The organism is Flavobacterium plurextorum (assembly GCF_024638035.1).
GTDB lineage: Bacteria > Bacteroidota > Bacteroidia > Flavobacteriales > Flavobacteriaceae > Flavobacterium > Flavobacterium plurextorum.
In genome coordinates, this window is record NZ_CP100442.1 from 3,753,980 (window position 1) to 3,767,432 (window position 13,453).

The 13,453-nt window shown below is 31.7% G+C and carries 11 protein-coding genes; 9 read left to right on the forward strand and 2 right to left on the reverse strand.

Annotated features, from left to right (window positions below):
• Positions 1–169: 169 nt before the first annotated feature.
• A complete protein-coding gene (locus tag NLG42_RS16655; RefSeq protein ID WP_257681615.1) occupies positions 170–1,504 on the forward strand; it encodes a DEAD/DEAH box helicase in 1,335 nt (444 codons plus the stop codon).
• 84 nt (positions 1,505–1,588) lie between these two features.
• Entirely contained in the window at positions 1,589–2,848 is a 1,260-nt protein-coding gene (locus NLG42_RS16660) for an NAD(P)/FAD-dependent oxidoreductase (RefSeq protein ID WP_089055678.1), read from the forward strand.
• 113 nt (positions 2,849–2,961) lie between these two features.
• Here the strand turns inward: NLG42_RS16660 and NLG42_RS16665 are convergent, their stop codons facing one another.
• Positions 2,962–4,191 carry a multidrug effflux MFS transporter gene (locus tag NLG42_RS16665; protein ID WP_089057925.1) on the reverse strand — a complete coding sequence of 410 codons (1,230 nt, stop codon included), beginning with the start codon at positions 4,189–4,191 and terminating at the stop codon, positions 2,962–2,964.
• A gap of 117 nt (positions 4,192–4,308) precedes the next feature.
• Between NLG42_RS16665 and NLG42_RS16670 the strand changes: the two genes are divergently transcribed.
• From NLG42_RS16670 to NLG42_RS16680, 3 genes are all read left to right on the forward strand, one after another.
• The gene (locus tag NLG42_RS16670; RefSeq protein ID WP_099718279.1) at positions 4,309–4,728 is read left to right on the forward strand and encodes a hypothetical protein; all 420 of its coding nucleotides are present in this window, start codon (positions 4,309–4,311) and stop codon (positions 4,726–4,728) included.
• Between the two features lie 385 nt (positions 4,729–5,113).
• The gene (locus NLG42_RS16675; protein WP_089057816.1) at positions 5,114–7,027 is read left to right on the forward strand and encodes a DUF294 nucleotidyltransferase-like domain-containing protein; all 1,914 of its coding nucleotides are present in this window, start codon (positions 5,114–5,116) and stop codon (positions 7,025–7,027) included.
• 2 nt (positions 7,028–7,029) lie between these two features.
• Complete coding sequence (locus tag NLG42_RS16680; protein ID WP_089055690.1) at positions 7,030–7,626, forward strand: 3'-5' exonuclease; 597 nt, start codon at positions 7,030–7,032, stop codon at positions 7,624–7,626.
• Positions 7,627–7,691: 65 nt separating this feature from the next.
• Here NLG42_RS16680 and NLG42_RS16685 read toward each other — a convergent pair whose 3' ends face one another.
• Positions 7,692–8,861 carry a proline dehydrogenase family protein gene (locus NLG42_RS16685; RefSeq protein WP_257681616.1) on the reverse strand — a complete coding sequence of 390 codons (1,170 nt, stop codon included), beginning with the start codon at positions 8,859–8,861 and terminating at the stop codon, positions 7,692–7,694.
• A gap of 270 nt (positions 8,862–9,131) precedes the next feature.
• On the opposite strand from NLG42_RS16685, the gene aroB reads away from it, so the two are divergent.
• The 4 genes from aroB to NLG42_RS16705 all read left to right on the forward strand — a co-directional run bounded on the left by aroB (position 9,132) and on the right by NLG42_RS16705 (position 13,397).
• Complete coding sequence (gene aroB, locus NLG42_RS16690) at positions 9,132–10,199, forward strand: 3-dehydroquinate synthase (RefSeq protein WP_089057814.1); 1,068 nt, start codon at positions 9,132–9,134, stop codon at positions 10,197–10,199.
• A 297-nt stretch (positions 10,200–10,496) separates the two neighbouring features.
• Entirely contained in the window at positions 10,497–11,900 is a 1,404-nt protein-coding gene (locus NLG42_RS16695; RefSeq protein ID WP_089057813.1) for a type III PLP-dependent enzyme domain-containing protein, read from the forward strand.
• A gap of 111 nt (positions 11,901–12,011) precedes the next feature.
• The gene (locus NLG42_RS16700) at positions 12,012–12,980 is read left to right on the forward strand and encodes a deoxyhypusine synthase family protein (RefSeq protein ID WP_089055694.1); all 969 of its coding nucleotides are present in this window, start codon (positions 12,012–12,014) and stop codon (positions 12,978–12,980) included.
• 9 nt (positions 12,981–12,989) lie between these two features.
• Positions 12,990–13,397, forward strand: coding sequence for a DNA primase (locus NLG42_RS16705; RefSeq protein WP_089057812.1), 408 nt, complete (start codon positions 12,990–12,992; stop codon positions 13,395–13,397).
• Positions 13,398–13,453: the final 56 nt, after the last annotated feature.

Here is a 13,453-nt window from a genome sequence, read left to right on the forward strand (position 1 = left end):
CAAGTTATTGAAATCTAAACAAAATAATGATCTTAAAAGGAGAAATCACATTTCAGAGTAATTCATTCTATTGTGATTTCTCCTTTTCGAATTAATAAAACTAATTTTTAAGTTTTGAAAGTAACTTAAAACTTGAAACAAATAAAAACAAAACAAACAAAGATAAAAGATGTCTAAACAATTCTCAACATTAGGTCTATCATCACCAATTTTAAAAGCTTTAGGCGAATTAAACATTGTTGAACCTACAGAAATCCAACAAAAAACAATTCCGCTTTTATTGACTGAAACCCATGATGTTGTAGGTTTAGCCAAAACAGGAACAGGAAAAACAGCTGCTTTCGGATTGCCTTTATTACAATTAATTGATACTGAACTGCCAGTTGTTCAAGCTGTTATTCTGGTACCAACAAGAGAGCTTGGTCATCAGATTTTTAGAAATTTAGAAGATTTCTCAAAGTATCTTCCAAATATTTCCAGTGCTGCAACTTGCGGAGGAATTCCAATAAAACCTCAAATCGAGCGTCTTACTTCGCCAACACATATTGTTGTGGCAACACCAGGACGTTTAATTGATTTGATTCACAGAAAAGCAGTTGATTTAAAACAAACGCAATATTTGGTTTTAGATGAAGCCGATGAAATGGTTTCGATTCTAAAAGAAAGCCTGGATCAAATCATTACTGAACTTCCTAAAAAACACCGTACTTTATTATTCTCAGCTACTTTGCCGGGAACAATTAAGCAATTGATTCAGAATTACTTAAATAAAAATGTAGTTCAGGTAAGTGCTAGTATGGAAGTGATTGGAAACCAAGGTATTGATCATGAATATATTGTAGTAGATCCAATTGAAAAATTAGATGTTTTAATGCATTTTCTTAATTCAAAAGATGGAGAACGTGGTATTATCTTCTGTAAAACTAAAGCTGCTGTAAATAAACTAGCTAAAAATCTGGCTATAAATCGTTTTTCTTCGGGAGCAATTCACGGAAGTTTAACTCAGGGAATTCGTGATAGAATTATGGAGCAGTTTCGTGAAGGACATATCAATATATTGGTAGCGACTGATTTAGCTGCGAGAGGAATTGACGTAAAAGAAATTTCTTATGTTGTAAATTATCATTTGCCAGATGCTTATGAAACTTATGTTCATAGAAGCGGAAGAACAGCAAGAGCGGGAGCAAAGGGACTTTCTTTAACCGTTTTACAGGAAGAAGAAGTTGCGGAAATTGCAGATTTCGAAAGAGAACTGGGATTAAAGTTTTCTGAGTTTAAAAAACCTTCGGCATTAAGTATTGAAGAAAATAATACGCTTTTGTGGGCGAAACAAATCTTCAAAACGAAACCAAATCATGATATTTCAAATGATTTAAAAACAAAAGTTAAAACAGTTTTTCATCATCTTACAAAAGAAGAATTGATAGAAAAATTATTAGCCAATTATGTCCTTCAGAACAAAATCGATGTAGTTGAAAAACCTGTTAAAAAATTCAAAAAGTAACAAGCATGACATTTATCATTGCATATTAAAGTTGTATATTTATAAGGTATTATTCTATAATCCTACTTAATAACAACATATAATATGAAGATAGTCATCATAGGAGGTGGTTTTGCAGGAATCAATCTAGCAAAGGAACTTGTAAACCACCCTCAAATACAGGTTACTCTTGTAGATAAAAACAATTATAACTTTTTTCCACCGCTTATATATCAAGTTGCTACAGCTTTTTTAGAACCTTCAAGCATTAGCTATCCTTTTAGAAAATTTTTTGCAGGAAAGAAAAACCTGCAGTTCCGTTTAGGCGAATTACTTTCAGTAGTTCCTGCTGAGAATAAAATTATCCTTAATAACGGCGAATTGACCTACGATCACTTGGTTTTTGCAACTGGAGCTGAAACTAGTTACTTTGGAATGGAAAATGTAATGAAAAACGCTATTCCGATGAAAACCTTAAATGATGCCATCGAAATGCGTAATACACTGCTTAAAAACCTTGAAAAAGCAGCAATCACAAAAGATATCCGTAAACGTCGTAAATTATTAACTATTGTTGTTGCAGGTGGCGGACCAACAGGAGTAGAGGTTTCAGGGATGTTTGCTGAAATGCGAAAAAACATTCTGCTAAAAGAATATCCTGAACTAGAAACATCTGCCAGCAATGTTTATTTAGTCGATGGGGGAGACGCTCTCCTTTCGCCAATGAGTAAAGCTTCGCAAAAAGATACTTTAGAAGCACTTACAAATTTAGGAGTTGTTGTAAAATTACACACAAGAGTAACGGATTATGTTGATGATACAGTCTTTTTTGAAAATGGAGAAAAAATTCAAACCAAAAACTTAATTTGGGCTGCTGGAGTTTCTGCTAAACTTTTTGACGGAATTCCACAAGAGAGTTACGGACGCGGCAGACGCATGGCGACAAATGAGTACAATAAAGTAAACGGTTTTGAAAATATTTATGCAATTGGTGATACCGCAATTTTAGCTGGAGATAAAAATTTTCCTGACGGACATCCGCAAGTTGCACAAGTTGCGATACAACAAGGGTTAAATCTAGCTAAAAATTTTAAAGCAATAGCACAGAATAAACCTTTAAAAGCATTTGCTTATATAGACAAAGGATCAATGGCAATTATTGGAAAAAATAAAGCTGTAGTAGATTTACCAAGTCCTAAATGGCATTTTAAAGGATTCTTTGCCTGGGTAATTTGGTTATTTATTCACTTAATTTCCTTAATTACATACAGAAACAGGTTAAATACTTTTTGGAATTGGATGGTTGCTTATTTCGCAAGAGATCAATCACTTAGAATGATCATTAGACCAGATAAGAGATCTTAGAGCGGTAAATCTCAATATTAAAAATTCCAAAACTGGAACAAGCGTAAAAAAAACAGAATCTAAAAAGATTCTGTTTTTTTTATAAGTATACGGAATTTTTGGAACTTAAAAATCTAATGCCCAATAACAACATCGTCATTTTCTAATAGTTCTACTTTATGTTTAATAAAACGTTTTCCAATATTTAGAACAATAAAAGCTGTTATTGTTGTTGTAGTCATAATAGCAACCATTGGCGCAATAGAATCTTTTACAAAAATACCAATCGCAAATGATGCAAAAGCACCAATTCCTAATTGAATTGCACCCATTAGTGCAGAAGCACTTCCAGTATTTTTTGCAAACGGAGCCAAAGTTAATCCAGCAGTATTTGGATTTGAAATTCCTAAACAAGCCAAGAATAAAAACAACATTCCAATAGTTTCATATAATCCCAAAAGATTATTTAAAGATAAAATTAGAAAAACAATACTTACCACAGATTGCGAAATCAAAGCGCCATATATCATTTGCTCACTAGAAAATCGCTTCAATAAAATAGAATTTAATTGACTGGAACCAATAAAACTTACAGACATAAAAGCAAAAATCCAACCATAAGTTTTGGCATCAACATGATAAATATCCATAAAAATGATAGGAGAGGCCGCTACATACGAAAATAATCCAGAAAAAGCGATTGCTCCAGTAAAAGCATAAGTGTAAAACTGAGGTTCTTTTAATACTTTTAGAAAATTGGTAATAATGGGTTTTGGTTTTAAAGATATTGACGGATCTGGTTTATAGGTGTTTGGCAGACCAATTTGTGAAGCTGCCAGAATAAAAATTCCCATAAACATTAAAATTAAAAATACAGTATGCCAGCCAAAATCCTCAGTAACATATCCGCCAACTGTTGGTGCCAGCATTGGCGAAAGCCCAACGACAAGCATTAATAACGAAAAAACCTTAGGAATATCTTTAACAGGAAATAAATCTCTAACCATTGCAACTGATGCAACTGTAGCAGCACAACTTCCAATGGCTTGAACAAAACGTAAAAATATAAACGAATCAATATTAGTAACATATATACAGCCTAATGAAGCTAAAATATAGACTAATAAACCAATAAATAATGGTTTTTTTCGTCCAAATCTGTCCAATAAAGGACCATAAAGTAACTGTCCAGCTGAAATTCCTACAAAATAACTAGACAAACTCATAGAGACCTTTGCAACAGTTGTGTTCAAATCTTTTGCAATATCTGAAAAACCAGGTAAATACATATCGATTGAAAAAGGACCAAGCGCAGTCAAAGAACCTAAAATAAGTATGAGTTTAATATATTTTTTTGTAGTCATTTTTTGAAATAAAAGGCGTTTAATTTTTTGCAAAGGTAAAGATTTCATATCTTGTATTAGAATTAAACACATTTATATCTAAAACAAAGCATTATTAATCTTAAAAATTAAGAAATTATGAAGAAGTATATTTTGTTGTTATCGCTAGTTTTTACAGCTGTTTCATTTGCACAGACAATTACATCAAAAAAAGAAGATGTCAGCACTGAACAGTACGAATTATTAAAAAAAGTAAATCAGTATTATCCTGATATCACATTAAACAAGACAATTACAAATTTTTACGCTGACGGAAATATAATCGATTCTCAGCAAGAATTTGACGTAAGTTCTTCAAAATTTTCCAGCTATAAAATTGGCATTGAACCGGGAAATAAAAAATTATCATTTGAATATGTTTCTGATGAAACTGGAAAAGTTTACGGTGATGTTTCAATTTTTAAAGGAAATGCTTTAAGAACAACTTTTTCTGAAAAAAATAACGAAATAAACGTTTCCTTAAATGGTAAGTCGGTTTATTTGAAGAAATTAAAATAATAGAGAATTTTTATAAAAAGCACCGCAATTGTGGTGCTTTTTAGATTTTCAGCCGTTCTTATCGCTGACTAAATAAATGTATACAATTTGAACTATAATTTATATTATGTAAAATAGAAAATTAAAGCCGCGAGAATCTCATAAATACACTTCCATATTAAAATTTTGGAAATATTGAAATCTCAGCGATATCTTATGAAGTACATTCTTTAGAAAGTCTATTGCGTAAAAGTTTTATTTGAAATGACAAAATGCATTTTAAAGCCTTGAATTTGCTAAATCTTAACATTTCTTTAAAATAATCACTTTCTAATCAAGATGCGTTCAAAGTGAAACTAAATTTTATTATTTTTACATTAGATACTTTAAAAAAAATATCAACTCTATGAATACAATTGCTGAGCATATTGCAGATTTTTTAAAAGAATACCCGCCGTTTGATAATTTAACTTTTCAGGAATTATCAGAGATTGCTACTAATATTCGTGTTATCAATTTAGAAAAACATGCTGTATTGTTTCAAAATAATGATTTATTGCATGACAGTTTTTATGTTGTAGCATCTGGTGTTATTAATTTGACAACAATTGCCGATGCTGAGGAAACGATTATAAATAAATGTCATGAAGGTGATATTTTTGGTTTACGTCCGTTTTTTGCCAAAAACAACTACATGATGACTGCAAAAGCGCGTGAAGAAAGTATAATTTATGCTATTCCAATTGCTGTTTTTAGACCATTTGTGGCTAATAATCCTGACGTTTTAAATTTTTTATTGGAAAGTTTTGCAATAAATTCAAGACATACTAAAGATAATGTGCGTTCTAATGGAAAATTAGATGCTGACAACAGCTATATAGATCAGCAGTCTGAAATGCAATACATACAATCTTTAGCCTATAATAATTCTCCGTTAACAACTGAGGCGCATCATATTGTAAAAGATGTTGCGATTTTAATGACGGAATCTATGGTAGATAATATTGTGGTTACTGAGAAAACAAAACCAATTGGTATTGTTACAAATGCCGATTTGTCTTCAAAAATTGCGACTGGTCGTTATCCAATATCTGAAACTATAGACAAAATTATGTCCTCGCCTGTCGTTACAGTAATCGAGAACGTTTCTTTGGCCGAAGCGCAATTATTAATGCTGAAACACAATGTTTCGCATTTATGCGTAACAAAAGACGGTACAAGTAAATCTGCGGTAAAAGGAATTATTTCTGAGCACGATTTAATTGTAGCTCAAGCAAGTAACCCTGGTGTTTTAATTAAAGAAATTAAACGTTCGCAGTTACCAAAAGATTTAAAACAGATACGCGATCGATTATCAGATTTAATTCAGAATTCAATTCAAAAAAACATACCAATTTCTCATATCAGCAATATTGCTAGTGAGATTAATTTGGCAATTATTAAACGTGCTGTCGAGTTATCAATTTTAGATTTAGGCTCTCCTCCTGCTCGTTTTGCATGGTTAAGTATAGGAAGTCAAGGTCGTAAGGAACAGCTTTTATTAACAGATCAAGACAGTATTTTGATCTTTGAAGATGTAGCTCCTGAAAAATACAGAGAAGTAAAAGATTATTTTTTAAGACTGGCAAAAAGAACTACTTCTATTCTTGAAAAAGTAGGTTACGAATATTGTCCAAATGGACATATGGGAAGTAATATGCTTTGGTGTAAGTCGTTGACAGACTGGACGAAACAGTACAACAGCTGGATGAATACTCCAGGTGAAAACAGTAACGATTTAAGTTCTATTTTCTTTGATTATGAGATTGTTTTTGGTGAGCCAAAAATTGAAGAAGTTATCGAAAATGTGATTTTTAAAAATGCTGTAAACAATACCTTATTCTTCGACTTTTTAGGAAACGACGCCTTAAAGAGAAATTCTCCTTTAAGCTTTTTCAAAAAATTCATTGTAGAAGAAGACGGTCCGCATAAAACTAAATTTGATATTAAAACCCGTGCTCTAATGCCGTTGATTGATGGCGCACGTTTGTTAATTTTGAATGCTAATATAAAAGGAATTAAAAATACCTATTTAAGATTCAAACAATTAGCAATTACCGATTCTAAGAATGCCGAAATATATTTAAGTTGTGCTGAAGCTTTTCTAACACTTTCAAAATTTAGAACTGTTGAAGGTTTGAAAAATGATGATTCAGGGCAATACATTAATTTAAGAGAAATGTCTAAAACAGACAAAGAAAAGTTAAAAAATGCTTTAACCCCGATGAAAGACCTTGAGGAACTTATTAAGAGTAAATTTCAACTTACACAATTCTCGTAAATATGCTAGACTGGCTTAAAAATATTAATAAAGAATATCCAGATTTTTGGAAGGATTATTTGACTAAATTAGAAACGAAACCTTCCAAGTTTGTGGTGTTGTCGACTGAAACATCCGGTTTAAATCCAAACAAAGACGTCATTCTGTCTTTGGGAGCATTTTCTGTTGTGGAAGACAGTATTTTAATTAAAGAAAATTTTGAAGCCGTTTTACTTCAGTACAAATTTCTACAGGATAACGGACTCTCAAATGAGTTTATCATTGAAAGTAAAATGATGAAAATGCCTGAACCTGATGCGGTTGAAGCTTTTGTTAACTTTATTGGAAATGCAATTCTAGTGGGTCATCATATAAATTTTGATATAGAAATGCTTAATGCAGCTTTGGAACGATTAAATTGCGGCAGACTTAAAAATGAAGCTTTAGATGTTGATGTTATGTATCGTAAATTAACGGACATTAACGACAAGCAGTTTTCATTAAATGATCTATGTGAAATTTATAAAATCCCAAAAAGCGATCGAAACTCATCAGCTGAAGATGCTTATAAAATCGGACTTTTATTTCTGAAATTGAAATCTCGATTAGGAATTAAATAGTTTTAAAAAACAGCATAAAAAAAGCCTCTTAAATTTAAGAGGCTTTTTTTGTTCTTAAGGGAAGATTATTTTCCTTTTCTACGTTTGCGTTCCGCTTTTATCATTGATAATTCGCGGCTTGTTTGTCCTGCAACCGAAGTGTTTTCTTCAGCACGACGAATTAAGTACGGCATAACATCTTTTACAGGTCCAAAAGGAAGATATTTAGCAACATTATAACCGTTTTCGGCTAAGTTGTAACTAATATTATCGCTCATTCCGTATAACTGTCCAAACCAAATTTTGTTATCATTTTTTGCAATACCTCTTTGAGCCATCATTTCCATAAGCTTATAAGAGCTTAATTCGTTATGAGTACCTGCAAATATTGACATCGTTTCTAAATGGTCTAACATATAATGTACAGCGCTGTCATAGTTTACATCTGTAGCTTCTTTAGAAACACAAATTGGCGAAACATAACCTTTTTCTTCTGCACGTTTGTTTTCTTTTTCCATGTAAGCACCACGAACCAATTTCATTCCAATAAAAAAGCCTTCTTTTTTAGCGATTTCATGTAGTTTTTTTAAATAGTCCAAACGATCCCAACGATACATTTGCAATGTATTGAATACAATTGCTTTTTCTTTATTGTATTTGCGCATCATTTCGGTCACTAAATCATCGGCTGCATCTTGCATCCAGCTTTCTTCACCATCAATTAATAATGCAACGTCTTTTTTATGTGCTTCACTGCAAACTTGGTCAAAACGAGCTGCTACTCTATCCCATTCTGCTTGTTCTGCAGGAGATAATGTCTGTTTTTCTCCTAGTTTTTCATACAATTCAAAACGTCCTAAACCAGTTGGTTTAAAAACTGCAAAAGGAATAGCTAAACGCTCTTTTGCAAATTCAATAGTTTTTAAGGTCATTTGTAAAGCAGCATCAAACTGCTCTTCCTCTTCTTTTCCTTCAACAGAGTAATCTAGTACAGATGAAACTCCTTTTGTAAACATTTTATCTACTACTGTAATACAATCGTCTTCATTTACACCACCACAAAAATGGTCAAAAACTGTAGCACGAATCAATCCTTCAACAGGAAGATGTGCTTTGATTGCAAAATTAGTAACAGCAGTTCCAATTCTTACTAAAGGCTCACTGTCAATCATTTTAAAAAGAAAATAAGCCCTATCAAGTTCCGTATCACTTTTTAGTGAAAATGCAACTTGTGTGTTATCGAATATTTTTTCCATTAAGTTTAGTTTTTATGCAAATATAAAGAGTGTTTTGAATATTATTTACTAAACAGGGGCAAATTTTTCGGTATCGTTAATAACATTCTTAGAAATATCAAATTATTTAGGTAAAACTTTACTTTTAAGGAAATATACATTTGTAAAAGTATCGATTAGCAGCTCTGAAAACAGTTGTACTGCTTGATTTTAAAACAAAATTGCATCAAAAATTGAATAATTATTGCTTAAAAATGCCTTATTTTGCGCTTTCAATTAACCTAAGAATTTATGAAGTCAATTCAAGCCAATAATTATCTGGTGCATTTTAACCAAAATGCATACGAAGCTTTAAATAAACATTTAAAAGAGAATAAATATTCAAACCTTTTTATAATTGTTGATGATAAAACAAATGAGTTTTGTCTGCCTAAGCTTTTGCCGGTAATTGAAACAGATCTTAATATAGAAATTATTGAGTTTGAGGCTGGAGAAGCTAACAAAAATATAGAAACATGTATTCAAATCTGGAATGTACTTACAGAACTTGGTGCAGACCGAAAATCACTTGTAATTAATCTTGGCGGTGGCGTTGTTACTGATTTGGGCGGTTTTGTGGCTTCTACTTTTAAAAGAGGGGTTGATTTTATTAATATTCCAACTACTCTATTATCTATGGTTGATGCTTCTGTTGGAGGAAAAACAGGAGTAGATTTAGGAAATCTTAAAAACCAAATAGGTGTTATTAATGTACCGCAAATGGTTTTAATCGATACAGATTATCTTCAAACTCTGCCACAAAGTGAAATGCGTTCTGGTTTAGCCGAAATGCTGAAACACGGTTTAATATACGATGCAGCATATTGGAAACAATTTTTAGACTTAAAAGAAATTGATTACGATACTCTGGATGAATTAATATATCGTTCTGTAGAGATTAAAAATGAAATCGTAATTCAGGATCCAACAGAAAAAAACATACGTAAAGCATTGAATTTTGGTCATACTTTAGGTCATGCGATAGAAAGTTACTTTTTAGAAAGTGAAAACAAAACTACTTTATTACACGGTGAAGCAATTGCGATCGGTATGATACTAGAAAGCTATATTTCTTTGCATAAAAATTTAATTTCTGAAGCCGAATACAACGAGATTAAAACTGCAATTAAGAGTATTTATGATGATGTAAAAGTGGAAGAAAATGACATAGATCCTATCCTTGAATTGCTCGTTCACGACAAAAAAAATGAATACGGTTTAATTCAATTTGCCTTGATTGAAGGAATCGGTAAAATAAAAATTAATCAATCCGTTGAAAATAAATTGATTCTAGAGGCGTTTCAAGATTATAAATCTTAAACTTTTTTTAATAAAAAGCATTGCTTTAGGTATATATTATTTTTTACATTTGCCACGATGAAAACAAACAATAAACAAAGACAATTCAGCTCTTACAGAAACCGTCTCAACAGTTCTTTACTAAGAATGTTGAACCGTTTTTATAATAGTAAAAGTCCGTTTTGTTTTGATGTTTTCCAATGTTCAAAGGCCGAACACGAAAAACTGCAAATTATATTTGCCAATATTAGAGTTTGAATTTTAGATTTAGCACAGTACCTAAATTTAAAAATTACAACTTAAAATATTGAAAAATAAATGAATACAAAATATTCTGATCTAATAAATCAAACATACTACTTTCCACAAACGGAGTTTAAATTAAACAAAGACAACCTTCAGTTTCACAACATCGATTTGATGAAATTGGTTGAACAATATGGTACGCCATTAAAGTTTACTTATCTTCCTCAGATTTCTGAAAACATCAATAAAGCAAAAGCTTGGTTCAGAAAATCAATGGAAAAAAATAAATACGAAGCAAAATATTACTATTGTTATTGTACAAAAAGCTCTCATTTTGAATATATTATGAATGAAGCTTTCAAAAACAATATTCATATCGAAACATCTTCTGCTTTTGATGTTAACATTGTTGAGAACTTATTAGAGAACGGAAAAATCAACAAAAGTACTTATGTAATTTGTAATGGTTTTAAAAGAGACGAGTACATTACTAATATCGCTAGATTAATCAACAACGGACATAAAAATACTATTCCGATTATTGATAACTATGAAGAACTTGATTTGCTTCAGGGTGAAATCAAAGGAAAATTCAAAATTGGAATTCGTATCGCTGCTGAGGAAGAGCCGAAATTTGAGTTTTATACTTCTAGATTAGGAATTGGATATAAGAATATCGTTTCATTCTACAAAAAACAGATTCAGGAAAATGACAAATTAGAGCTTAAAATGCTTCACTTTTTCATTAATACTGGAATTAATGATACATCATATTACTGGAATGAGCTTGTAAAATGTATTAAAGTATACATTGCACTTAAAAAGGAATGCCCTACTCTTGATGGTTTGAACATTGGAGGTGGTTTCCCAATTAAAAATTCACTTGCATTCGAATATGATTATCAATATATGATTGATGAAATTATCAATCAAATTAAAATTGCTTGTGATGAAGCTGAAGTTGATGTGCCAAATATTTTTACTGAATTTGGTTCATTTACAGTAGGCGAAAGCGGCGGAGCTATCTATCAAATCTTGTATCAAAAACAACAAAATGATAGAGAAAAATGGAATATGATCGACTCATCATTCATTACAACTTTGCCAGATACTTGGGCTATAAACAAACGTTTTATTATGCTGGCAATTAACCGCTGGAATGATACTTACGAACGGGTTTTATTAGGTGGTTTGACTTGTGATAGTGACGATTATTACAATTCAGAACAGAATATGAACGCGATTTATCTGCCTAAATACAACAAAGAAAAACCGCTTTATATTGGTTTCTTTAATACAGGTGCGTATCAAGAAACTATCGGAGGTTACGGAGGTTTACACCACTGTTTGATTCCACAGCCTAAGCATATTTTAATTGATCGTGATGAAAATGGTATACTGGCTACAGAGGTTTTCTCTGAACAGCAGACTTCAGACGATGTATTGAAGATTTTAGGGTACAAGAAAAAATTGTAAAAAAAAAGAATGCAAATTAAAAGTTCATACTTAAAAAATTATTAATTTGCATAACATCGTAAAAAGGTTAAAAGCTTTTAATTCAAAAAAAAAAATAAAAAACAAAAAGAAATGAAAGGACCAATCAGTCAGTTTATTGAAAAACATTATTTACACTTTAATTCTGCTTCACTAGTAGATGCAGCCAAAGAGTATGAGCAACAATTAGCAAATGGATCTAAGATGTTGGTGAGTATGGCTGGAGCAATGAGTACCGCAGAAATTGGTAAAATTTTTGCTGAAATAATTAGACAAGATAAAGTACAAATTATTTCATGTACTGGAGCCAATCTAGAAGAGGATATTATGAATTTAGTAGCTCATTCTCATTACGAAAGAGTTCCTAATTACCGTGACTTGACACCAGAAGACGAATGGGCTTTACTTGAAAAAGGTTTGAATCGTGTTACAGATACTTGTATTCCTGAGCATGAAGCTTTTAGACGTTTACAAAAGCACATCTACAAAATCTGGAAAGACGCTGATGATAATGGAGAACGTTATTTTCCACATGAATTCATGTACAAAATGTTATTATCAGGTGTTCTTGAAGAATACTATGAAATTGACTTAAAAGACAGCTGGATGTATGCAGCTGCCGAAAAAAATCTTCCAATTATCGTTCCTGGATGGGAAGATAGTACAATGGGAAATATTTTCGCATCATATGTTATTAAAGGAGAATTAAAAGCCTCAACAATGAAATCAGGTATTGAGTACATGACTTTCCTAGCGGACTGGTACTCAAAAAACAGCCAAAACGGTATCGGGTTTTTCCAAATTGGTGGTGGTATTGCAGGAGATTTCCCTATCTGCGTTGTACCAATGCTTTACCAAGATATGGAAATGCATGACGTTCCATTCTGGAGTTATTTCTGTCAAATATCAGATTCTACAACAAGTTATGGTTCTTATTCTGGAGCTGTTCCAAATGAAAAAATTACTTGGGGTAAATTAGATATTAAAACTCCAAAATTTATTATTGAGTCGGATGCTACAATTGTTGCTCCATTAATTTTTGCATATTTATTAGATTTATAGGATATTTTTATGAAGAGAGTTATAGTAGACTACGCTAAACTTACCAATGAAATTTTAAACCTTTTAGTAGAAAAATTTCCTGATGGTTATGATGATTCGGATGTTATCCGTTTTAGAAACGCTAAAAACGAATTAGTAGAAGCTGTTGAAGTTCGTACTGAAGACACTATTTATTTAGTAAAAATTAGTACTAAGCTTGCAGATAGAATCGAAAATTACGACGAAGATGATGATATCGATCTTGATGTAGATACAATCGAGCCAGTAAAAGGAATCGATCTTGATAATGACGACGACGATGACGATGAAGAGGATGATAATCAAGACAAGCCTGATACAGATGGCGGTGATGATGAGGATGATGAAGATAAAGATGATATAGCTGACGACGACGAAGACGAGGATGATGAAGATTAGTCATTTTCTTTTTAAATAAAATAAGGGAACTCTTTTAGAGTTCCTTTTTTTATTAA

What these genes read in the sequence shown, in the direction of transcription:
- NLG42_RS16670 (WP_099718279.1), top strand. Translation starts at nt 4,309, where the DNA reads ATGAAGAAGTATATTTTGTTGTTATCGCTAGTTTTTACAGCTGTTTCA.
- NLG42_RS16700 (WP_089055694.1), top strand. Translation starts at nt 12,012, where the DNA reads ATGAAAGGACCAATCAGTCAGTTTATTGAAAAACATTATTTACACTTT.
- aroB (WP_089057814.1), top strand. Translation starts at nt 9,132, where the DNA reads ATGAAGTCAATTCAAGCCAATAATTATCTGGTGCATTTTAACCAAAAT.
- NLG42_RS16675 (WP_089057816.1), top strand. Translation starts at nt 5,114, where the DNA reads ATGAATACAATTGCTGAGCATATTGCAGATTTTTTAAAAGAATACCCG.
- NLG42_RS16680 (WP_089055690.1), top strand. Translation starts at nt 7,030, where the DNA reads ATGCTAGACTGGCTTAAAAATATTAATAAAGAATATCCAGATTTTTGG.
- NLG42_RS16655 (WP_257681615.1), top strand. Translation starts at nt 170, where the DNA reads ATGTCTAAACAATTCTCAACATTAGGTCTATCATCACCAATTTTAAAA.
- NLG42_RS16685 (WP_257681616.1), bottom strand. Translation starts at nt 8,861, where the DNA reads ATGGAAAAAATATTCGATAACACACAAGTTGCATTTTCACTAAAAAGT.
- NLG42_RS16665 (WP_089057925.1), bottom strand. Translation starts at nt 4,191, where the DNA reads ATGACTACAAAAAAATATATTAAACTCATACTTATTTTAGGTTCTTTG.
- NLG42_RS16660 (WP_089055678.1), top strand. Translation starts at nt 1,589, where the DNA reads ATGAAGATAGTCATCATAGGAGGTGGTTTTGCAGGAATCAATCTAGCA.
- NLG42_RS16695 (WP_089057813.1), top strand. Translation starts at nt 10,497, where the DNA reads ATGAATACAAAATATTCTGATCTAATAAATCAAACATACTACTTTCCA.
- NLG42_RS16705 (WP_089057812.1), top strand. Translation starts at nt 12,990, where the DNA reads ATGAAGAGAGTTATAGTAGACTACGCTAAACTTACCAATGAAATTTTA.